This is a genomic window from Mycolicibacterium anyangense (assembly GCF_010731855.1).
Taxonomy (GTDB): Bacteria; Actinomycetota; Actinomycetes; order Mycobacteriales; family Mycobacteriaceae; genus Mycobacterium; species Mycobacterium anyangense.
Genome location: NZ_AP022620.1, coordinates 634,070 through 655,326, shown reverse-complemented (window position 1 = coordinate 655,326; position 21,257 = coordinate 634,070). Strand labels below are relative to the sequence as shown.

The 21,257-nt window shown below is 69.3% G+C and carries 20 protein-coding genes; 7 read left to right on the top strand and 13 right to left on the bottom strand.

Annotation, left to right across the window (positions count from 1 at the left end):
* Positions 1-13 precede the first annotated feature (13 nt).
* The gene (locus tag G6N35_RS03035; RefSeq protein ID WP_163802902.1) at positions 14-1,048 is read left to right on the top strand and encodes an AraC family transcriptional regulator; all 1,035 of its coding nucleotides are present in this window, start codon (positions 14-16) and stop codon (positions 1,046-1,048) included.
* Here the strand turns inward: G6N35_RS03035 and truB are convergent.
* From truB to G6N35_RS03020, 3 genes are read right to left on the bottom strand one after another with little or no spacing between them, the layout of a single operon-like run.
* A complete protein-coding gene (truB, locus tag G6N35_RS03030) occupies positions 1,029-1,922 on the bottom strand; it encodes a tRNA pseudouridine(55) synthase TruB (RefSeq protein WP_163802901.1) in 894 nt (297 codons plus the stop codon). The two genes, G6N35_RS03035 and truB, sit on opposite strands and share 20 nt — an antisense overlap.
* Entirely contained in the window at positions 1,919-2,587 is a 669-nt protein-coding gene (gene pptT / locus G6N35_RS03025) for a 4'-phosphopantetheinyl transferase PptT (protein WP_163802900.1), read from the bottom strand. Before pptT ends, truB begins: the two co-directional genes overlap by 4 nt.
* Positions 2,584-3,519: an ACP phosphodiesterase PptH gene (locus G6N35_RS03020; protein ID WP_163802899.1), complete on the bottom strand. Its 936-nt coding sequence runs from the start codon at positions 3,517-3,519 to the stop codon at positions 2,584-2,586. Before G6N35_RS03020 ends, pptT begins: the two co-directional genes overlap by 4 nt.
* 65 nt (positions 3,520-3,584) lie before the next feature.
* Here G6N35_RS03020 and G6N35_RS03015 point away from each other — a divergent pair, with 65 nt between their 5' ends.
* The gene (locus tag G6N35_RS03015; RefSeq protein ID WP_246224183.1) at positions 3,585-5,300 is read left to right on the top strand and encodes a CocE/NonD family hydrolase; all 1,716 of its coding nucleotides are present in this window, start codon (positions 3,585-3,587) and stop codon (positions 5,298-5,300) included.
* Here the strand turns inward: G6N35_RS03015 and G6N35_RS03010 are convergent.
* Both G6N35_RS03010 and G6N35_RS03005 read right to left on the bottom strand, forming a co-directional pair.
* Positions 5,259-5,804 (bottom strand): DUF1802 family protein, encoded by a 546-nt coding sequence (locus G6N35_RS03010; protein WP_163802898.1) that lies wholly within the window; start codon positions 5,802-5,804, stop codon positions 5,259-5,261. The genes G6N35_RS03015 and G6N35_RS03010 overlap by 42 nt on opposite strands.
* Entirely contained in the window at positions 5,801-6,067 is a 267-nt protein-coding gene (locus G6N35_RS03005) for a DUF2277 domain-containing protein (protein ID WP_163802897.1), read from the bottom strand. The genes G6N35_RS03010 and G6N35_RS03005 overlap by 4 nt, the downstream gene beginning before the upstream one ends.
* Before the next feature lie 75 nt (positions 6,068-6,142).
* Here G6N35_RS03005 and G6N35_RS03000 point away from each other — a divergent pair, with 75 nt between their 5' ends.
* The 3 genes from G6N35_RS03000 (at position 6,143) to G6N35_RS02990 (ending at position 9,228) form a co-directional block, all read left to right on the top strand.
* The gene (locus G6N35_RS03000; RefSeq protein ID WP_163802896.1) at positions 6,143-6,748 is read left to right on the top strand and encodes a TetR/AcrR family transcriptional regulator; all 606 of its coding nucleotides are present in this window, start codon (positions 6,143-6,145) and stop codon (positions 6,746-6,748) included.
* Positions 6,749-6,932: 184 nt separating this feature from the next.
* On the top strand, positions 6,933-8,312 hold the full coding sequence (locus G6N35_RS02995) for a hypothetical protein (protein WP_163802895.1): 1,380 nt from the start codon (positions 6,933-6,935) through the stop codon (positions 8,310-8,312).
* Between the two features lie 157 nt (positions 8,313-8,469).
* Entirely contained in the window at positions 8,470-9,228 is a 759-nt protein-coding gene (locus G6N35_RS02990) for an enoyl-CoA hydratase (RefSeq protein ID WP_163802894.1), read from the top strand.
* Between the two features lie 7 nt (positions 9,229-9,235).
* Here the strand turns inward: G6N35_RS02990 and G6N35_RS02985 are convergent, their stop codons facing one another.
* The 8 genes from G6N35_RS02985 to rimP form a co-directional block, all read right to left on the bottom strand.
* Entirely contained in the window at positions 9,236-11,908 is a 2,673-nt protein-coding gene (locus G6N35_RS02985; protein WP_246224182.1) for a Calx-beta domain-containing protein, read from the bottom strand.
* Between the two features lie 482 nt (positions 11,909-12,390).
* Positions 12,391-13,719, bottom strand: coding sequence for an MATE family efflux transporter (locus G6N35_RS02980; RefSeq protein WP_163802893.1), 1,329 nt, complete (start codon positions 13,717-13,719; stop codon positions 12,391-12,393).
* A 101-nt stretch (positions 13,720-13,820) separates the two neighbouring features.
* A complete protein-coding gene (locus G6N35_RS02975; RefSeq protein WP_163802892.1) occupies positions 13,821-14,819 on the bottom strand; it encodes a DHH family phosphoesterase in 999 nt (332 codons plus the stop codon).
* A complete protein-coding gene (gene rbfA / locus G6N35_RS02970; protein ID WP_163802891.1) occupies positions 14,794-15,291 on the bottom strand; it encodes a 30S ribosome-binding factor RbfA in 498 nt (165 codons plus the stop codon). The genes G6N35_RS02975 and rbfA overlap by 26 nt, the downstream gene beginning before the upstream one ends.
* A gap of 36 nt (positions 15,292-15,327) precedes the next feature.
* Positions 15,328-18,129: a translation initiation factor IF-2 gene (gene infB / locus G6N35_RS02965; RefSeq protein ID WP_163802890.1), complete on the bottom strand. Its 2,802-nt coding sequence runs from the start codon at positions 18,127-18,129 to the stop codon at positions 15,328-15,330.
* 80 nt (positions 18,130-18,209) lie between these two features.
* Positions 18,210-18,452 (bottom strand): DUF448 domain-containing protein, encoded by a 243-nt coding sequence (locus G6N35_RS02960; RefSeq protein ID WP_407664598.1) that lies wholly within the window; start codon positions 18,450-18,452, stop codon positions 18,210-18,212.
* Between the two features lie 165 nt (positions 18,453-18,617).
* Positions 18,618-19,652, bottom strand: coding sequence for a transcription termination factor NusA (nusA, locus tag G6N35_RS02955; RefSeq protein WP_163802889.1), 1,035 nt, complete (start codon positions 19,650-19,652; stop codon positions 18,618-18,620).
* Positions 19,649-20,182 (bottom strand): ribosome maturation factor RimP, encoded by a 534-nt coding sequence (gene rimP / locus G6N35_RS02950; protein WP_246224181.1) that lies wholly within the window; start codon positions 20,180-20,182, stop codon positions 19,649-19,651. The genes nusA and rimP overlap by 4 nt, the downstream gene beginning before the upstream one ends.
* Before the next feature lie 73 nt (positions 20,183-20,255).
* On the opposite strand from rimP, the gene G6N35_RS02945 reads away from it, so the two are divergent.
* Together G6N35_RS02945 and G6N35_RS02940 are read left to right on the top strand one after the other, a co-directional pair.
* A complete protein-coding gene (locus G6N35_RS02945; RefSeq protein WP_246224180.1) occupies positions 20,256-20,792 on the top strand; it encodes a hypothetical protein in 537 nt (178 codons plus the stop codon).
* Complete coding sequence (locus G6N35_RS02940; RefSeq protein WP_163802887.1) at positions 20,789-21,256, top strand: ferritin-like domain-containing protein; 468 nt, start codon at positions 20,789-20,791, stop codon at positions 21,254-21,256. The genes G6N35_RS02945 and G6N35_RS02940 overlap by 4 nt, the downstream gene beginning before the upstream one ends.
* Position 21,257: the final 1 nt, after the last annotated feature.

The following is a 21,257-nucleotide window of genomic DNA, read 5'->3' as shown; positions in this document are numbered from 1 at the left end:
TACTTTCGGACACATGGCTGCCCTGTCCGGACTCGAGATCGCGCGTCCGTCGGCAACGGGCCGCCATGTGGTCGAGGTGGCCGCACAGCACGGACTCGATGCCGCGATCTGCCTGGCCGGAACCGGCCTGTCCGCCGACGACCTGCTCGACCCGACCGGGGAGATCAGCCCGACGCAGGAACTGGCCATCATCCGAAACATCATCGCCCGCTTGGGAAATCGGGCCGGATTGGGAATGGAGGCCGGATCGCGCTACAGCCTGGCCGACACCGGGATCCTGGGCTACGCCCTGATGTCGAGTCCCACGTTCGGCGACGCCGTCGACGTCGCCTGGCGCTACAGCGCACTGTCGGCCTCCTACCTGAGCCTGGCCGCACCCGAGATCATCGGGAACGAAGCCGTCGTCGCGATCGATGACACCCAAATCCCCTCCGACGTCCGGCAATTCCTGATCGAGCGGGATTTCGCCATGGCGGTGCGACTGTTCCCGATGCTGATCGGGTCGCAGCACCCGCCGATGTCGTTTCGCGTCGAACTGACCAATCTGAGGCTGCCGGTCGACACCGTCGAGACCGGCTCGCTGACCATCCGCGTCAGGACCGGACCACGCAACGCCCTAGTGTTCCCCGCCGACCTCGTCGATCAGCCCATGCCCGCGGCCGACCCCCAGACCGCGGCCATCTGCATCCGGGAGTGCGAGCAACTGCTCGACCGGCGGCGGACCCGTCGCGGTGTCGCCGCGGCGGTGCGATCGCGAATCATCCAGAACTCCGCGCAGATTCCGTCGATGGCCGAGGTGGCCCGCGGGCTGTGCATCACCGAGCGCACCCTGCACCGCAAGCTCACTGCCGAAGGAACCAGCTTTCGCGCCCTGCTCGACGAGGTTCGCGCCACGCTGGCCGCCGAGCTGCTGGACTCCGGCTTCACCGTCGAGGAGACCGCCCGGCGGCTCGGCTACTCCGAGACGGCGGCCTTCACCCGCGCACACATCCGCTGGACCGGCCAGCCCCCGAGCCGGCGCGGCTCCTCTAGAGCGTGGCGGGCCTGATCACCACCACCGAGGTGGTGCGAGATCCCTTGTCGCGCAGCAGAGCGATCACCCGTCCGTCCGGGGCTGTCGCGGCGTAGACACCGTCGATACCCGCCGGTGGCAGCGGCCGGCCGTGGCCGGCGTCGTCGGCCTGCTCGGCGGTGATATCACGGCGCGGGAACGCCAGCAGACAGGCGTCGTCGAGGGAGTAGCTGAGCTGGGGGTCCTCGGCCAGCGCCTCGAGGGTGCGGGCGTGGTCGAGACCGTACCCGCCGACCCGGGTACGCCGAAGCGCCGTCAGATATCCCCCGACGCCCAGGCCGTCGCCGAGGTCGCGGGCCAGCGCGCGGATATAGGTTCCCGAGGAACAGTCCACCTCCACGTCGAGGTCGACGAACGGACCGTCGCGTCGGGTGTCCAGGGTGTGAAACCGGTCGATGCGCACGGGACGTGCCGCCAACTCGACCTCTTGGCCTTCGCGGGCCAATTGGTAGGCGCGCTTGCCGCCGATCTTGATCGCGCTCACCGACGACGGCCGCTGCGCAATGTCGCCGCGCAGCGCCGCGATCCCCGCCTCGATCTGCCCGTCGGTGACGTGTTCGGCGCAAACATCCTGCAGTACTTCACCTTCGGCGTCATCGGTGCTGGTGGACCGGCCCAGCCGGATGGTGGCGGTGTAGGTCTTGGAGGTGGCCGTCAGCAGGCCCAGGATCTTGGTGGCCCGCTCGATGCCGATGACCAGCACACCGGTGGCCATCGGGTCCAGGGTGCCGGCGTGGCCGACCTTGCGGGTGCCGAATATCCGCCGGCAGCGGCCCACCACGTCGTGGCTCGTCATGCCGGCGGGTTTGTCGACGACAACGATTCCGGGTGCTGGGGCGGGCGCGCTCACAGCACGATCGCCGTCAGTGCCAGGCCCCCACCCACCGACCAGCGGCCCTCGAACTGACTCAACGGCGGGCCGGACCGGGCGGCCGGGTCGATGAGGATCCGCGACACGAAGCGGCCCCGCAGGCCGGTGGCGTCGACGTCGAAGGTGATGTGGGCGTCCTCGAACCCCAGCCATCGCTGGGTCAGCGGGAACCAGGCCTTGTAGGTGGCTTCCTTGGCGCAGAACAGGATCCGGTCCCAATGCAGCCCGCCGGGCAGCGTGGCGATCTCGTAGCGTTCGGCCGGCAGGCTGATGGCGTTGAGCACCCCGTCGGGCAGCACTCCGTGCGGTTCGGCGTCGATGCCCACCGATCGCACCGACTCGCTGCGGCCGACGACGGCCCCGCGGTAGCCCTGGGTGTGGGTGAGACTGCCGACCACTCCGTCGGGCCAGCAGGGCTCGCCCTTGTCCCCCTTGAGGATCGGAACCGGTGGTAGGCCAAGTTCCGCCAAGGCCATCCGGGCGCAGTGGCGCACCGTGACGAACTCGTTGCGCCGCTTGTCCACCGACTTGGCGATCAGGGGCTCTTCCTCGGGAAGCGGCGCAAGGTCGGGTGGATCGTCGTACAGTTCCGCGTAGACCAGGCCGGTGATCTCGGGCAGTACCGCCCGCATGAGCTCGCTCATCCGCGACGGCTACGCAGCCGGTCCCGGAACTTCTCGGACTGCTCCTTCATCTCCTGGGTGATGACGAAGTGTCCGCCGAAGTCGTTGAGGTAGCCGGGCGCGTATTGCGGGTCGGGCAGGATCTGGCGCATCCATCGATAGGGCTTGCGGCGCCGCCACTCTCGTGGGTATCCCACCGAGACCTCCTCGAAGCGCACCCCGTCGTACCAGGTGGTGCGGGGAATGTGCAGATGGCCGTATACCGAGCAGACCGCGTTGTACCGGGTGTGCCAGTCGGCGGTCTCGACGGTGCCACACCACAGCGAGAACTCCGGATAGAACATCACGTCACACGGTTCGCGGCGCATCGGGAAATGGTTCACCAGCACCGTCGGCGTCATCCAGTCCAGATCTTCCAGGCGTTTCCTGGTGTAGGACAACCGATCCCGGCACCATGCGTCGCGGGTCGCGTACGGCTCGCTGGACAACAGGAACTCGTCGGTAGCCACGATGTTGGCGGCCTTGGCGATCGCCAGTCCCTCGGCCTTGGTGGTCGCACCGGCCGGCAGGAATGTGTAGTCGTAGAGCAGGAACATCGGCACGATGGTCGCCGGGCCGCCCTGTTCGGTCCAGACCGGGAACGGGTGCTCGGGTGTGACGACACCCATCTCGTCGCACATGTTGACCAGGTAGTCGTAGCGGGCCCGGCCGAAGATCTGCATCGGGTCCTTGCCGGTGGTCCACAACTCGTGGTTACCCGGCACCCAGATCACCTTGGCGAACCGGCGGCGCAGCAAGTCCAGCGACCACCGGATCTCGTCGGTGCGCTCGGCGACGTCACCGGCGACGATCAGCCAGTCATCCGGTGACGACGGGTACAGCGATTCGGTGACCGGCTTGTTGCCGGTGTGACCCGTGTGCAGGTCACTGATCGCCCAGAGTGTGGGAGCCACGACAGTCCAGCCTACTGGGCGCAGCGGCAGACGGCCGTGGCCGGGCGCTCCCTATTCTTGACACCGTGACCAACCCCGTCGCCCGCGCCAACTTCCGGCCGGCCCGCACCCGAGTCCGCCAGTTCGCCGACCGGGCCGTCGGGCGGGCGCTGAAGTTGCCACCGCCCAGCACCGACTACGTCGTGCACCGCGGGGTCGGGATCCCGATGCGCGACGGCGTGACGCTGCGGGCCACCCGCTACGCCCCGCTGACCACCGCCCCGCGGGGCACCATTCTGGTGCGCGGGCCCTACGGCCGTTCCTTCCCGTTCTCGCTGATCTACGCACAGCTGTATGCCGCCCGCGGCTACCACGTGCTGTTGCAGAGCGTGCGGGGCACCTTCGGCTCCGGCGGCCAGTTCGTGCCGATGGTGCACGAGGCTCCCGACGCCGCCGACACCGTGGTGTGGCTACGCGAACAGGACTGGTTCACAGGCTCTTTCGCGACCATCGGGTTGTCCTATTTGGGCTATACCCAATGGGCGCTGCTGGCCGACCCGCCGCCCGAACTGGCCGCGGCGGTGATCACCGTCGGCCCGCACGATTTCCACGCCTCGTCCTGGGGCACCGGCTCGTTCTCCCTCAACGATTTCCTCGGCTGGTCGGACATGGTGGCGCACCAGGAGGCGCCACCACTGCAGCGGCTGGCCTACCAGGTGATCGCCGGGCGCCGGCTGGAACGCGGTGTGCTCGGCCTGCCGTTGGGCGGGGCCGGCCGGGAGTTCCTGGGCGCGGGCTCACCGTGGTACGAGTCGTGGATCGAGCACCCCGAGGTGGACGACCCGTTCTGGGAGACCATGCGGATGACGACCGCGCTGGATCGCTGCGAGGTGCCTGTGCTGTTGCTCACCGGCTGGCAGGACCTGTTCCTCGAGCAGACCATTCACCAGTACCGGCACCTGCGCGCCCGCGATGTGGACGTGGCGCTGACGATCGGGCCGTGGACCCATTCGGACATGGTCACCAAGGCGGCCGGGCAGGCGGCCAACGAGACCCTGACCTGGCTGGGTGCCCACCTGGCCAAGACACCGACGCGACAACGGCCCGGCCGGGTGCGGATCTACGTCGACCACCACGGCTGGGTGGATCTGCCGGACTGGCCACCGGCCACCGGCGAGGGCGTGATGTACCTGCAGCCGGCGGGCCGGCTGGCCGCCGCACCCCCGCCCGGGGACGGCACTCCGTCGACGTTTCGCTATGACCCGGCCGATCCGACTCCGACGCTCGGTGGGCGGCTGCTGGCCCGCACGAGCGGTTACCGGGACGACACCGCCCTGGCTCAGCGTGGTGACGTCCTGAGCTTCACCAGTGGGCCGCTGGATTCCGATCTGTATGTGTGTGGCAATCCGGTGATCGAATTGGCCCACGAGTCCGATATCGCGCACTTCGACCTGTTCGTGCGGATCAGCGAGGTCGACGCGCGCGGCCGGTCCCGCAATGTCAGCGACGGCTACCGTCGGTTCACCGCCAACCCCGACGGCCCGATCCGTATCGAACTCGACGCGATCGCCCATCGCTTCGCGGCAGGCACCCGCATCCGGGTGCTCGTCGCCGGCGGCTCACATCCCCGCTACGCCCGCAACCTGGGCACCGGCGAGCCGGCCATCAGCGGTCAGCGGATGGTCGCCTCGGTGCACACCGTCCATCACGGTGCCGGCGGCGTGTCCAGGCTGATCCTGCCTGCCTCGGATGTGCCGCCCTCAGCCGACGGCGGCACGAACCCGCGCCGCGACCGCGGCTAGCTCATCGGCGTCGTGGACGGGCTCGGCCAGCTGACCGCTGGCCGGTAATTGCACCCAACTGGTGCACCCGCCGTACTGCGGTTCACGGGCCAGCCGGATCGGCTCGACGAGCGCACACGCCTGGACCACCAAGACCGTCAGCCGGTGCTTGGGCCGGAAGTCCAGCCGATCCGCGCGCACCGATTCCGCAGTCCAGATATGCAGGTCTTCGATGTCACCGAGGCCGGCGTCCCGCATAACAGCCACGGCGGCAACGACTTTGGCGGCCGCACGAACCACGACCAGATCTTCGGTGCTGTCCGGCGCAGCCACGTCCAGCAAGTCGCGATGCTGCGGGCGAACCCGCTCGGCATGGCTGTGCGCGACCGTCGGGAACAGCAGGAACTCCTGGGCGGCAACCTCGAAGCGCTTCTCGCCGATACCGCCCTTGCGCAGCAGCACCGTCTGCCTGCCGTCGAGCAGCGCGTGCACCGCAGCACTCCACTCTTTGAGAGCCGAGGTCATCGGGCCGCCATCCGGGCCCGGACCTCGGGACGGCGCAGCGGCGGGATGGTCTTGGGCGGCTGGCGCCGCGGCGGCAGGTCGGCGAGCAGTCGGGTAGTGGCCGCCGCGACATCGGCAACCGCGGCCTCGAAGGCCTCCGACACCACGTCGGTCGGCCTGCTGATACCGCTGACCTTGCGCACATACTGGCGAGCAGTCGCGGTGATCTCCTCGGCGGTGGCCGCCGGCTCCAGGCCGCGCAGTTCGGTGATGTTCCGGCACATCACTCCAGGATGCCTCTGATTCGATTGCTAGGCCGTACACATCTGGCTCACACGTTCGCGTCTTACCGTGACCCCATGGCTTCCAGGCTGGCTCTGGCCGACGCACCGTATACACCGCAGCACCGCCCTACCGAGCGCACCCTGCGGCCGGTGCCGCCGGTGGGCACCCGCCGGGTCGGCCGCCCCCGCGGCTCGAACAGCGACGCACGCCGTCAGATGATCGTCTCGGCCGGTATCCAGGTCTTTGCCGCCCGCGGTTATGACGCGGCCACCCTCAAAGAGGTCGCCGACCTGGTCGACGTCACCCGTCCGGCGGTGCACCACTACTTCGCCGGCAAGGCCCCGCTGTACCAGGCGGCTCTGGAGCGGGCCCGCGAGATCGTGCTGTCCAACTGGTCGGGGTCGACATCCGGCCTGCTCGACGGCCGGCCCTGCGACGACGAGGTGCGCTTCGCCTGCGCGCTGCTGGGCACATCGCTGGCCCAGAGCCGCCGACTGGCTGAGATCGCACCCATGATCACCGAGATCGCCGACGAGGTCAGGCAGCTGTGCCGGTCGGCCACCACCCCGGCCGGGCTCGCCGGCAGCAAGACCAGCACCGAGATCCTGACCGCCACGATCATCGGCCAGTGGGTGCTGACCGCCGCCGCACTGCCGGAGTTGGACTCCGCCCGGTCCTGACCGAGACGGCTGTCCTGGGGTTTCAGGGATCAGTCCTGCTCAATGGCGGCAACGTTCGCCTTTTGTTCGCCCTTTTTATCTGTCGCACGTGTAGATTTATCGCCGACTGTCTTTTCTACGAGGCTGGAGGCGCAGATCTGTGGATCCGGCACGGGTGGGCCCCCGACAGCGACGCGGAATCCGCGTGGTGTCGGCTGTCGCGCTGCTCGCCGGTGTCACCGCGGTGGCGCCGGGCTGCGGCGCGCCGGGCAGCCTCACCCAGGTCGCCAATGACCTGCAGGCCGCCCTGCTGTCCATGCCGGGGGTCAGCGATGCCTGGGTGTACCACGAGGAAAGCTACGCCGAGGGCGTCATCTTCAACATCGCCGTCGATGTTCCCGCCGCCACCCGCCAGCAACTGGTCGATATCGCCGACCGTATCGACACCAACCGCATCGGCCTGATCTCCAACTACACCCAGAACGTCGAGTTCTGGGTGACGCCGAACCGGCCGGTGACACTGCGGCGCCAGGCCCACTTCGACCCGAGCCAGGTCGCCGACGACGCCCAGCAGCTGCGTACGCTCGCCGCGGGCAGCGACGGGCGCATCGACTGGTTCCGCAGTGAGGACGGGTCGGCCAACCAGCTCTCCATCGAGCAGGGCCGCGGTCCCGGTGCCGCCCTGCTCGACGTCGTCCGGCAGACCGCAGGCCAGACCGGTGTGACGATGTCGGTGACACCGGCCGCCCCGTCGCGGCAGAACCCTCGGCTGGTGGTCACCTTCCCGTTCGCCGCCGACCAGCAGGCCGCAGTGGCGCAGCTGGTCAATCAGGTGCCCGTCGACGTGTTCGGCATGCGGATCGACGCCGGTGCCGTGCGTGCCATGGAGGTCATGACGCACGATCCGGCGACCGCCGAGCAGGAGCTGACCGCCGTCATCGACGCCGGCAAAGCCGTCTCAGCCAAACCCATGTGGCTGGCCTGGTACTACCCCACCTTCAACGGCGCCCCGGTCTACGGCGGCGTCGTCGAGGTGCACGACTGCTCGGTACAACCCGCGACCGGTGTGCAAAACGTCGCCGTGCACAGCGACGCCGCAGGTGGCGTCTCGACGCTGCAGACCCGGCTGCAGGCCAAGATCGACACGTGCCCGGCGCCGGCACCAGCAGCGCCTGCCGAATCCTCAAGGCCGGCAAAGACTCCCAACGAAGCGGTGCAGGTGGCGGTGCCGGAACTGCGCAGCCAGATCGCCGAAGGTACCCGCCAGACACCGTCGCCGAAGTACGCCCCGTGCATCGGTCAGCCCGGTTGCGTGACCGCCGGGCCGGGGCGGGTGGCGGTCGGCGGTGGCGGCGGCCGCCAAAGCTTCCCGTCACCGCAGCCGGTGCTGCCCGGGTCCGGGCTGCCGGTGCTGAACCTGCCGCTGCCGGCCGCGGGCCTGCCTTTCTTCCCGTTCCCGCCGACGTCCACGCCGGTGCCGCCGTCGTCGAGCGTGACCGCGGATCCCTCCACCAACTCCTCGAGCCGTACCAAGACCTCGACCCGGTCGTCCACCGGCGGTTCAGCCCGCACCTCCGGCGACTGAGCTCGGCGTTTCTCAAAGCTGACGCTTAACTAGCGTGGCTATCGTCGGCCATGTCCCCAGTGGTCCCCTCCCACCGGATCGGGGATAGAGGGCCTGGCCGTCCCCCCGAGCCAGGCCCTTTCCCGTGCCGCCGGAGTGCTGCCGATACGGTGTCGCTATGACCAGCGACGACATTCTGCTCATCGACACCACCGACCGGATTCGCACGATCACCCTCAACCGGCCGGGTGCGCGTAACGCGCTCTCCTCGGCGTTGCGCACCCAGTTGTTCGCGGCACTGGCGGCCGCCGAGGTCGACGACGACGTCGACGTCGTGATCTTCACCGGGGCCGACCCGGTGTTCTGCGCCGGTCTGGATCTCAAGGAGCTCGGCGACACCACCGAGCTGCCCGACATCTCCCCGAAGTGGCCGCCGATGACCAAACCGGTGATCGGCGCCATCAACGGCGCCGCCGTGACCGGCGGGCTCGAATTGGCGCTCTACTGCGACATTTTGATCGCCTCCGAGCAGGCCCGGTTCGCCGACACCCACGCCCGGGTCGGACTGATGCCAACCTGGGGACTGTCCGTGCGCCTGCCGCAGAAGGTCGGTGTCGGGCTGGCCCGGCGGATGAGCCTGACCGGTGACTACCTGTCGGCACAGGAGGCGCTGCGGGCCGGGCTGGTGACGCAGGTGGTGCCGCATGCCGAATTGCTCGCGACCGCGCGATCGGTAGCCGCGACCATCGCCGGCAACAACCAGAAGGCGGTTCGTGCGCTGCTGGCGTCCTACCACCGCATCGACGAGGACCAGACGAACTCCGGGCTGTGGATCGAGGCGATGTCGGCGAAGGCATGGATGGCCTCGACGAGCGGTGACGACATCGCGGCCAGCCGGGCCTCGGTGATCGAACGGGGCCGCGCCCAGGTCAACTGACCGACCGCTACACGGCTTTCGCCGCGGCTAGGATGCTCTGCCACTTCGCCAGGGTGGCAGGGTCGTTGGCGGCGATGTTGCCGATCTGGAGTTGACGCAGGGTCACCCCCTGCAGGGTGTAGGTGTGGTTGTTGCCGACCACCGAGATCACCACCGATCCGGACTGCTCGGTCACCTCGAACTCGGTCGGCTGCATCCAGACGAAGTCCAGCCTGTCGGTGGCGGGGTTGAACGCGATGACCGGATTGGATCCCCAGCCCCAGGTGATCGTCGTCGTGGAGCCCCCGGTCACCGGCGTGCCGGTGCCACCGGTGCTTCCAGTGCCACCGGCGCTTCCGGTGCTCGAGCCGTAGTTGACGACATTGATCGTTCCGTAGTCGTTGAACACCGCGCTGAAGCTGCCTGCCGGATCGCTCAACCCCGACGCACTGACCGAGGCTTGCCCGAGCGTTCCCGGCGTGTCGCGCAGCACCTGCCACATCGACAGCATGCCGATTCCCTTGGCGCGCGCGAAGTCCTCCAGCGCCTGCGCATCGGCCACCGTGAACACCTCGGTGACGATGTCGTTGACACCGAGCATCGGCGTGACACCGATCTGGCTCCAGGCGAACGTCTTCGAGTACTTGCCGTACAAGGCCGACAGCTGGGTGTAGGTCGACTGCGCGGACTGAATCGCATACGCGCCCATGGTCTTTGCATTCGACCCGCTGGTCGGTGCGGCGGACTCGCCGTAATCCATCGCCATCACGTTGACGCCGTCCAGCGTGACCCCGGCCTTGACCGCTGCGTCCACCACGTTGAGACCGTCTGCGGTCAGTCCGGTGGGCAGCACCGGCAGCGTGTACCAGATGTGCAGCTCGGGCTTGGCCTTCTGCAGCAGTGCCAGCGCTTGGCTGTTGAGCGCGATCGATGCCCGGTCGGCCACCGCAGCGCCCTCGATGTCGAAATCGATGTGGGTCAGACCATAGGTGTCGACCACCGCGGCGTAGGCGTTGGCCAGGTCCTGGGCACTCTTTCCTTTGGCCGCGTAGGCCTGCGCGATGCTGGTGCCCGAGGCTCCGCCGAACGAGACCATCACATCACCGCCGGCCGCCTTGAAGGTGGCGATCGAGGTGTTGATCGCCACCGCCTGATCGTTGGTCGAATTCGGTTCCAGCGCAGCCAATCCCGCCCAGGCCAGGGTGCCGTTCTGGTCAGCCTGCATGAAGCCCAGCGTCATCAACGACGTGCCGAAGGTCTTGGACAGCGCCAAGAGATTCGGCACCGGCCACGCCCCCATGTCGACGTAGGGAGCGAAGAAGCTCGTGCCCCACTTGGCGGTGCTGCTGGGCGGTGCCGCCGTGTCATCGTCGGTGATGGTGCCGGTTGCCGAGGCTCGGCTGATCGTGGCGCCAGATGCGTTGGACAGCGTCACCGTCACAGTCTCGCTGGGCTCGGCGGCGGTGTCGCCGAGAACCCCGACGGTGATCACCTGTGACACCACGCCGGGTGCGAATGTGATGGTGCCAGAGGTGGCGACGTAGTCCTGGCCGGCTGTCGCAGTGCCGTTGGACGTCGCGTAGTTCAGGGTGACCGGCGTCGTCGACGGCTTGGACAACGTCACGGTGAACGCCATGGTGGAGGTGCCACTGTTGCCCTCGGGCTGGGTGGCATCGGCGATCGACACCGTCGGTGGTGTGACCGGAGCGGCGTCGTCGTTCTTGATGGTTCCCGTCGCGGTGGCGCGTGCAATCGTGGCGCCGGACGGGTTCGACAGCGCGAGGGTGAACGTCTCGTCGGGCTCGTAGGTGGTATCGCCGAGCACGCCGACGGTGACCACCTGAGAGACCACGCCCGGCGCGAACGTGACAGTGCCCGAAGCACTGAGGTAATCCTGTGTCGCCGTGGCGGTACCGTTCGCGGTGGCGTAGTTGACCGTCACCGCCTTGGTGGACGCCTTGGACAGGGTGAGGGTGAACACGGCTTTAGCGGTGCCGGTGTTGCCTTCGGTCACGCTGGTATCGGCGACCGAGATGCTGGGCAGCGCGGTCTGGGCGCCGTTGATCAGCGACTGCCAGGTGGCCAGGGTGCCGGCATCCTTGGCCACGATATTGCTCATCTGCAGCTGGCCCAGGGTGACGCCCTGCAGGGTGTAGGTGTGGTTGTTGTCGACGACTCCGATCACCACCGATCCCGACTTCTCGGCGACGGTGAACTGGTTGGTCTGCATCCAGCCGAAGTCGAGTTTGTCGGTGGCCGGATTGAATGCGAGCACCGGGTTGCTGCCCCAGGCCCAGGTGATGCTCGTCGTCGTCCCGGTTGCGGCCGACGTGCCGGCCGACAGGCTGGTGGTGGTCGCTGGATGGATCAACGCCGCGATCTGGTTGACGACGTTCTCGATCTCCCGCCGGATCAGGGCCAGCGCGCCGGCCAGTAGCTGGAACGGGGCAGGCGGCTGGCCGGTGCCCGTGCCGACAGGGGCGAGCCCGAGGGCCGAGAGGAAACCGGACAGGAGGTCGGTGGGGCGCAGCGCAGCGGCCGCAGCCTGCCGGACCGGTGCCACGACGCGGCTCACCGACACCGCCGGTGCGGCGGAGGCAGCAGCGGCGACGCCACCGGGGAGGGAGTCCGGTCCGGCGTCCGGCTCGGCGGCGGTGGCGGTGTCGGAGGCGGGATGCCGGGGCTGTGTCGCCGGTTGCACGGCCGTGCCGGCCGCGGGCTCGCCGGTCGCGGTCTCGGCACGGCTCGCCGCAGCCGAGCCCGAGCGTGCGCCCGATACCGTGCTGGTGGCTTTCTTCGGACCACCGGTCGCACTGCCGGGATGTGCCTGCGCGGATCGCCGCGACGTACCGACCGAACGGGGAGCCGCCCCCGGGGCGGTGGACCCGCCGGCTGTTTCGCTCGAGTTTGACGAATTCGACGGCTGCGACGTAGATCCCTGGTCGGAGGGGTCAGCTACCGCTACAGCGGGGTTGCTGGCGACCGCCAACCCCAGCCCCATCGCAAACGCTGCGGATCCAACACGTAGGCCAAACCCATTCGAACCCATAGCTCCCCCGAATCCACGAGCTGCATCAGCAACGTCCATTAGTAGCGCATCATCAGCCCGCTCGCTGCGCAGTCAGCAAAAATTGACACCGTCGTCGACAGCTGGTCACTTCGCTAGTGCCCACATCCGTGGCGTCAGCGGGTGCCCGTCACCAGCCAGCGCCCCGAGAACGCCCGCCAGCCCACGAACACCAACCGCAGCACCATGAAGGCGCTGAGGCCGGCCCAGATGCCGAGCAGCCCCCAGCCGAACGCCAGTGACAGCCAGATCAGCGGCAGGAACCCGACCAGCGCACTGATCAGGGTGGCGCTGCGCATGAACGCGGCATCACCGGCGCCCAGCAGTACACCGTCGAGAGCGAACACCACACCGGCGATCGGCAACTGGGCGACCATAAACCACCACGGCACCCCCACCGCGTCCAGGACAGAGCGGTCGTCGGTGAACAACGCGGGCAGCGCCGAGGACCCGGCGGCGAAGACGGTCGCCAGCGCCGCCGCCGCGACCGTCGAGAACACCGTCACCCGCAACGCCACCGACTTGGCGTGCTCGGTGTGGCCAGCACCGAGGGCCGCACCGACCAACGACTGTGCCGCGATCGCCAACGAATCCAGAACCAGCGCAAGGAAATTCCACAGCTGCAGCACTACCTGGTGGGCGGCGACGGCGGCCGCGCCGAACCGGGCGGCCACCGCGGCGGCCGAGACGAAGCAGGCCTGGAACGCCAGGGTGCGCACCACCAGATCGCGGCCCATCACCACCTGCGCGCGCAGCACGGCGACGTCCACCCGCAGCGGCACCTTCTCGGCGAGCAGGGCGCCGGCGAACAACACCGCGGCCAGCCACTGCCCCACCAGGTTGGCCACCGCCGAGCCGGCCAGCTCCAGCCGTGGCAGCCCGAGCCAGCCGTACACCAGCAGCGGACACAGCACCGCCGAGGTACCGAAGCCGACCAGGACGTAGCGCAGCGGCCGCATGGTGTCCTGCACGCCGCGCATCCACCCGTTACCGGCTGCCGACACCAGGATCGCGGGCACGCCGAAGATCGCGATGTGCACCCAGGGCAGCGCGGTTGCCGCGATATCCCCGCCGGCCGACTTGCTGCCGGCAAGGGCCGAAACCAGCGGTTCCGCAGCCAGTTCGACGCCGACGACGATCACCGCGCCCATCGCGAACGCCAGCCAGGTGGCCTGCACCCCCTCACCGACGGCGGCGGCCCGGTTGCCCGCGCCGTAGAAACGCGCCGAGCGGGCGGTGGTGCCATAGGACAGGAAGGTGAGCTGCGCGCTGACCACCGACAGGATCAGCCCGCCGATCGCCAGCCCGGCCAACGCCAGCGCACCCAGCCGGCCGACGACCGCGATGTCGAACAACAGGTAGAGGGGTTCGGCTGCCAGCACGCCGAGGGCCGGCAGGGCCAGCGCCGCGATCCGCCGCGGGGACGCCGCGTCTGCGTCAGTCACTTCAGACCACCGTCATCATCGAGATCGAGTTTCACTTTTTGCACTCGAAGTGCGAGTAGATCCCTACCAAAGGTGAAATTCGATTGCGGGCGACGGCCTGGTCAGCCGAGTGCGGCGGTCAACTGCGCCACCACATCGTCGATCGGGCCAGCGGTCGAGTAGCCGGCGGCCAGCCGGTGCCCACCGCCGCCGAAGGTGCCGGCAACCGTGGTCAGGTCGAAGCTCTTGGCACGCATCGACACCGACCAGTGCTGCGGCTCGATCTCCTTGAACACCGCGGCCACCTCGGCCTCGTGCGCGGTCCGGACGATATCGACGATGCTCTCGATCTCCTCGGAGCGGTTGGTCAGCCAATCATCATGAGTGACCACGACGTACACCAGACCGTCACCGGCGGCCGCGGCCGGCACCAGCCGGGCCGTCGACAGCACCCGCGACAGCAGCGGCAGCCAGACGAAGGGATGGGTGTCGAACAGCTCGCGGCTGATCGCCGCGTTGTCGACACCCAGCTCGACGAGCCGCGCCGCCAGGCGCAGTGCCCGCGGAGTAGCCCACCGGAACGATCCGGTGTCGATGGTCAACCCGGCATACAGGCAAGACGCCACGTCCCGGTCGATCGTCTTATCCCAGGCGTCCAGCAGCTCGGCAACCAGCATGGTGGTCGAATCCGCCTTCGGGTCAACGAAATTGGCGCTGCCGAACAGGGTGTTGGACTTGTGGTGGTCGATGACCAGCACCTCGCGGTCGCCGTCGACCAGCGCAGCCAGGCCGCCGAGCCGGTTGAGGCTCGGGGCATCGACGGTCACCACCAGATCTGTATCGCGGCGCATGTCCGCCGGGGCCACCATCAGATGACCGCCGGGAAGCATCTGCAGCGACTCCGGCAACGTCGACGGCGTCGCGAAGCTCACCTCGACCTCGGTACCCGCCCGGTCGAGGATCAGCGCCAGCGCCAGACCGGCACCGACACTGTCGGCATCGGGATGCACGTGACAGATCACCGCGACCGACCGGGCGGCGGCCAGTACCTCCACCGCGCCATGGGCGTCCACCCGCCTGCCGAGGCGAGTGATCTCAGTCGTCGAGTCGATCGTCGTCACCGGTGTCCTGTGCGTCCTCTGCCCCCCGCAGTTCCCCCTCTTCTCCTACCACACGGTAGGGCTGCGCGTCTCCTGCAGGAGTCGCACCAGCTCGAATCCGGGCGACATCGGCGTCGGCGGCACGAGCCCGGGCCAGCAGCTCCTCCATCTTCAGCGCGGTGTCGGGCACCTTGTCCAACACGAACGACAGCGTCGGAGTGAACCGCACACCGGTACCGGCGCCCACCTTGCTGCGCAGCGTGCCCTTGGCACGTTCGAGCGCGGCAGCCGCGGCCGCATAGTCCGGCTCCTCGTCGAGGGTGCTACCGCGCACCGTGTAGAACACGGTGGCGTCGTGAAGGTCACCGGTCACCTTGGTGTCGGTGACCGTCACGAACGCCAGCGGCGGATCCTTGATCTCGTACTCGATCGCGGAGGCGACGATGGTGGCGATGCGCTTGGACAGCCGCTTCGCCCGGGCAGGGTCGGCCACCTTAACTCCGGCCTTCGGTCTTCTTCGCTTCGCTCATCAGACCCGCGCCTTCTCGACCAGCTCGTAGGTCTCGATGATGTCGCCTTCCTTGATGTCGGAGTACGTCAGCGTCAGACCGCATTCGTAACCCTCGCGCACCTCGGTGGCGTCGTCCTTCTCGCGCTTGAGCGAGGAGACCGTGAGGTTCTCGGCGACGACGACGTTGTCACGCAGCAACCGCGCCTTGGCGTTGCGCCGCATGATGCCCGACTGGACGAGGCAGCCGGCGATGTTGCCGACCTTCGACGACCGGAAGATCGCCCGGATCTCGGCGCGGCCGAGCTCCTTCTCCTCGTAGATCGGCTTGAGCATGCCCTTGAGGGCCTTCTCGATCTCGTCGATCGCCTGGTAGATCACCGAGTAGTAGCGGACCTCGACACCCTCGCGGTTGGCCAGCTCGGTGGCCTTGCCCTCGGCACGGACGTTGAAGCCGATGATGATCGCATCCGAGGCCGACGCCAGGTTGACGTTGGTCTCGGTGATGCCACCGACACCGCGGTCGATGACCCGCAGCTCCACCTCGTCGTCGACCTGGATGCCCAGCAGGGCCTCCTCGAGGGCTTCGACCGTACCGGCGTTGTCGCCCTTGAGGATCAGGTTCAGCTGGCTGGTTTCCTTCAGCGCCGACTCCAGGTCCTCCAGGCTGATCCGCTTGCGCGCCCGGGCGGCCAGCGCGTTGCGCTTGCGCGCGCTGCGCCGGTCGGCGATCTGACGGGCAATGCGGTCCTCGTCGACAACCAGGAAGTTGTCACCGGCACCCGGCACCGACGTGAAGCCGATGACCTGGACCGGACGCGACGGGTACGCCTCTTCGACGTCCTCGCCGTGCTCGTCGACCATCCGGCGCACTCGCCCGTAGGCGTCGCCGGCCACCACCGAGTCGCCGACGCGCAGGGTGCCGCGCTGGATGAGCACGGTGGCCACCGGACCGCGACCGCGGTCCAGGTGCGCCTCGATCGCCACGCCCTGGGCTTCCATGTCGGGGTTGGCGCGCAGGTCCAGCGCCGCGTCGGCGGTCAGCAGGACCGCTTCTTCCAGCGCCTTGATGTTGGTGCCGTTCTTCGCCGAGATGTCGACGAACATGGTGTCGCCGCCGTAGTCCTCGGCCACCAGGTTGTATTCGGTCAGCTGGGCCCGGATTTTGGCCGGGTCGGCGCCTTCCTTGTCGATCTTGTTGACCGCGACCACGATCGGTACATCCGCCGCCTGGGCGTGGTTGATGGCCTCCACCGTCTGCGGCATCACACCGTCGTCGGCGGCGACCACCAGGATCGCGATGTCGGTGGCCTTGGCACCGCGGGCACGCATAGCGGTGAACGCCTCGTGACCCGGGGTGTCGATGAACGTGATCAGGCGCTCGACACCGTCGTGCTCGACGCTGACCTGGTAGGCACCGATGTGCTGGGTGATACCACCGGCCTCGCCCTCCCGGACGCTGGCCTTGCGGATGGTGTCCAGCAGGCGGGTCTTGCCGTGGTCGACGTGGCCCATGACGGTGACGACCGGCGGACGGATCTCGAGATCGTCTTCGCCGCCCTCGTCCTCGCCGTAGCTCAGGTCGAAGGACTCCAGCAGCTCGCGGTCCTCGTCCTCGGGCGAGACGACCTGAACGTTGAAGTTCATCTCGCTGCCCAGCAGTTCGAGGGTCTCGTCACCCACCGACTGGGTGGCGGTGACCATCTCACCGAGGTTGAACAGCGCCTGCACCAGGGCCGCCGGGTTGGCGTCGATCTTCTCGGCGAAATCGCTCAGCGACGCGCCGCGGGCCAGCCGGATGGTCTCGCCGTTGCCGTGCGGCAACCGCACGCCACCGACGACCGGGGCCTGCATGTTCTCGTATTCGGCGCGTTTCGCCCGCTTCGACTTGCGGCCACGACGGGGCGCGCCACCGGGACGACCGAACGCACCGGCCGCGCCACCGCGCTGACCGGGGCGGCCACCGCCGCCACCACCGGGGCCTCCACCGCCGGGACGACCACGGAACCCACCTGCCGCGGCGCCGCCACCGGCACCGCCGCCACCGGGACCACCGGTGCGGTAGTTACCGCCGCCGCCGCCACCGGGACGACCACCGCCACCGGGACCGGGGCGAGGTCCGCCACCGGGCCGCGGGGCACCGGGGCGACCGGGCGCACCGGGACGCGCGCCCGGCGGACGCGGCGGCATGTTGCCGGGTGTGGCACCACCGGGCCGCGGCGCACCGGGACGGGGACCGCCGGCGCCGGGGCCGGGACGGGGCCCCTGCGGGCGCGGGGCCGGCCGCTCGACCGGCTGCGCGCTGGAGAACGGGTTGTTCCCGACCCGCGGCGGCCGGGGCATGCCGGGCTTGGGGGCGGCGGGCCCGGGACGCGGTCCGGGCGTGGGGCCCGGCTGCGACGGCGCGGGAGCCGCGGGGGCCGAGGGAGCTGAAGCCGGGGCGGGAGCCGCCGATGCTGCGGGAGCGGCCGGAGCCGGGGCCGGGGTGGGCGCCGGGGCCGGGGCCGGCGGCGCGGCCGGGACCGGGGCGGACGGCCGGGGACCGGGAACCGGCGGGGCGGTCACGACGGAGCCGCCGCCAGCCGCCGGGGCCGGGGTGGGGGCGCCGTTGCCGGCGGCCCTGGCCGGAGCCGGCTTCGCCGGGGCGCTCGACTTGCCGCCGCCAAACGATTCACGAAGGCGCCGTGCGACGGGAGCTTCGACCGTCGAGGACGCCGACTTGACGAATTCGCCCTGCTCACTCAGGCGGGCGAGAACTTCCTTGCTACTGACACCGAGTTCCTTCGCTAACTCGTGTACGCGAGCCTTACCGGGTGCTGCCACTGAATCTCCTACTCAAGAGGCGTCAGCGGTGGTAGGCCGCGCCTCGGGTTTAGCTACGACGCATGGTCATCGTCGGGACTTCACGGTGTGCTCATGTTCTTCGCTACCTGTTCTTCATGGGCCGTGGCGGCCGAGAGGTACTCGACCACCGCGGTGGGGTCCGGTGAACCGGTGATGCGCAACGCTCGCGCAAAAGCTCGCCGTCGAATCGCTGCCTCGAGGCACCGATCATCGGGGTGCAACCACGCACCCCGCCCCGGGAGGTTACCTGCTGCGTCAACGGTCACGGCCGATTGTCCGTTCCCGTACGACACCGCCACCATTCGGAGGAGATCGACGGCCAACTCTCGCTTCCGGCAACCGATGCATGTCCGCACCGGTCCTTCGGTACGTCGATGCCGGTTTTCGGTGACCGGAATCTCGCGTTGGATCACGGCACAGTCTACCGTCACCGCGGCACTGCTCAGTACCAACCCGGGGTGCGCCCTCTACTGTCCGGCTCCGGGCGCGCCGCCGCGATCGGCAGCCTCGTCCGCGGCGGCATCGTCGCTGCGGATATCGATCCGCCAGCCGGTCAGCCGGGCGGCCAACCGGGCGTTCTGCCCCTCCTTGCCGATGGCCAGCGACAGCTGGAAATCGGGCACGACCACCCGCGCCGCCCGCGCGGTGGCGTCGATGACGCTGACCGAGACCACCTTGGCCGGCGACAGCGCGTTGGCGACGAACCGGGCCGGGTCCTCGTCGAAGTCGATGATGTCGATCTTCTCGCCGGACAGCTCGCTCATCACGTTGCGCACCCGCTGCCCCATCGGCCCGATGCAGGCGCCCTTGGCGTTGAGCCCGGCGACCCGGGAGCGCACGGCGATCTTCGAGCGGTGCCCGGCCTCGCGGGCCACCGCGACGATCTCCACCGAGCCGTCGGCGATCTCGGGGACCTCCAGGGAGAACAGCTTGCGCACCAGGTTGGGGTGGGTCCGCGAGAGGGTGATCACCGGCTCGCGGGCGCCGCGGCTGACGCCGACGACGTAGCAACGCAGCCGCTCGCCGTGGTCATAGCGCTCGCCCGGGACCTGCTCGGCGGCCGGGATCACGCCGTCGGCGCCCTTGGCCTCGCTGCCGAGGCGCACGACGACCAGGCCGCGCGCGTTGGCGCGGGCGTCGCGCTGGATCACCCCGGCCTGGATGTCACCCTCGTGGGCGGCGAACTCGCCGAAGCTGCGCTCGTTCTCGGCGTCGCGCAGGCGCTGCAGCATCACCTGGCGCGCGGTGGTGGCCGCCACCCGGCCGAAGCCCTCCGGGGTGTCGTCCCACTCGGTGATGACATTGCCGTCGTCGTCAGTCTCCCGGGCGATCACCTGCACCGCGCCGCTCTTGCGATCGATCTCGATGCGCGCGTCGGGCTGATGTCCCTCGGTGTGCCGGTAGGCGGTCAGCAGCGCCGACTTGACGGTGTCGAGCAGCTCGTCGACCGTGATGCCGCGGTCGATCTCGATCGCGTGCAGTGCAGCCATGTCGATGTTCATGCTCCGGCCTCCGTTCCGGGAGCTCCGGCCAGCTCCAGTTCCCGTGGATTCGGTGGCGAAAACTCCACCTGCACAACGGCTTTGCGAATAGTAGTGAGCGGGATCCGGCGCACAGACCAGTCCCCGCGGGTCCGGACGACGAGTTCGACGTCGCCATCGGCGACCGCGCCGAGACGGCCCTTGACCGTGCTCTCGTCGTCGAGTTCGACCTCCACCAGCCGGGTACGGGCACGGCGGAAGTGCTTCTCTTCGGTCAACGGTCGATCCACCCCGGGCGAGGTGACCTCCAGAACATAGGGCTCGCTGCCGGTGTCGAGTTCATCGAGCAGGGCCGCAGCCGATCGGGACAACTCGGCGACGGTGTCCAGGTCCAGGGGGGTGTCGCCGTCGGCGGTCACGATGATGCGCGCCGGACGGGTGCGCGCGTTGATCGTGACATCTTCGATTTCATAGCCGGCGCGCGCGAACTCGTCATCGAGTAGCTCGATCACCTGCTGCGGGGACGGCAATCCCGTTGACCGGCCAGTCACGGCGAGCTCCTCATCTTGAGTTGTGCAGATCAGCACCCAACGATACGCCAGCGCTGCCGGTGGCAATGGCAGGATGATTCGCGTGCTCATGCAGGACGGCGGCCCCGGTGCCGCGATCAGCCGGCGACGGGTGCTCGCCGACGGCGGCCGCGGGCTGGTGCTGTTCGCGCTGCTCGGCGGGGTGTTGACCGCATGCGGATCAGGCCCGCCACCGGCCCCGGACCCACTGGAGGAACAGGCCCGCTCGGCCCGCCACGACAGTGAGTTGGCCACCGCGGCAGCCATGGGCGCCCCAGCCGCACTGGCCCGGACGCTGACCGAGGTGGCTGCCGAGCGGTCGCGGCACGCCACCGCCCTGATCGAGGAGATCGCCCGCGCGGCGCGCACCCCGGTGCCGAGCACCACATCGCCGACCACCACCACCTCGGCTGCGGCCGCCCTGGCACCGAGCGTGGACGACGTCGTCGCCGCTCTGCGCAGCTCCGCCGAGAGCGCCACCACGGTGGTGCCGACGCTGTCGGGGTACCGGGCCGGCCTGCTCGGCTCCATCGCGGCGTCCTGCACCGCCCTCTACTCGGTGGCGCTGCCGGCCCGGAAGCCGGCGTCATGACCGCGCCGACCCCGGACCCGAATCGGCCGCCGCAAGCCGACAAGGCGGCCCTGTTCGACGCGGTGGCCGCCGAGCACGCCGCCATCTACGGCTATGGCATCGTGTCCGCGCACAGCTCACCCGAGGAGAACCCGCTGGTATCCGATGCGCTGGCCCAGCACCGCGAACGCCGGGAGGCGGCGATCGCGCTGCTCACCGGCCGGTCGACGGCGGTGCCGCTGCCCGCGGTCGGCTACCGACTGCCCTTTGCCGTCATCGATCCCGACAGCGCGGCCACACTGGCCGTTCAGATGGAGGACGACTGCGCGGTGGCGTGGCGCGCGGTGATCGAGCAGGCCACGGAGCAGGACGATCGCCGGTTCGGCGGCACGGCGCTGACCGAGAGCGCCGTGCTGGCCGCACGGTGGAAACAGGTGCTCGGGGCGTGGCCGGTGACGGCCGCCTTCCCCGGCGGCAGCGAGTAGC

Bases quoted from the DNA above. Each gene is read 5' to 3' on its own strand.
- G6N35_RS03035 (WP_163802902.1), top strand. From the start codon at position 14: ATGGCTGCCCTGTCCGGACTCGAGATCGCGCGTCCGTCGGCAACGGGC.
- pptT (WP_163802900.1), bottom strand. From the start codon at position 2,587: ATGAGCGAGCTCATGCGGGCGGTACTGCCCGAGATCACCGGCCTGGTC.
- G6N35_RS03010 (WP_163802898.1), bottom strand. From the start codon at position 5,804: ATGACCTCGGCTCTCAAAGAGTGGAGTGCTGCGGTGCACGCGCTGCTC.
- G6N35_RS03005 (WP_163802897.1), bottom strand. From the start codon at position 6,067: ATGTGCCGGAACATCACCGAACTGCGCGGCCTGGAGCCGGCGGCCACC.
- G6N35_RS03000 (WP_163802896.1), top strand. From the start codon at position 6,143: ATGGCTTCCAGGCTGGCTCTGGCCGACGCACCGTATACACCGCAGCAC.
- G6N35_RS02990 (WP_163802894.1), top strand. From the start codon at position 8,470: ATGACCAGCGACGACATTCTGCTCATCGACACCACCGACCGGATTCGC.
- G6N35_RS02960 (WP_407664598.1), bottom strand. From the start codon at position 18,452: ATGGTGGCGGTGTCGTACGGGAACGGACAATCGGCCGTGACCGTTGAC.
- nusA (WP_163802889.1), bottom strand. From the start codon at position 19,652: ATGAACATCGACATGGCTGCACTGCACGCGATCGAGATCGACCGCGGC.
- G6N35_RS02945 (WP_246224180.1), top strand. From the start codon at position 20,256: ATGATTCGCGTGCTCATGCAGGACGGCGGCCCCGGTGCCGCGATCAGC.
- G6N35_RS02940 (WP_163802887.1), top strand. From the start codon at position 20,789: ATGACCGCGCCGACCCCGGACCCGAATCGGCCGCCGCAAGCCGACAAG.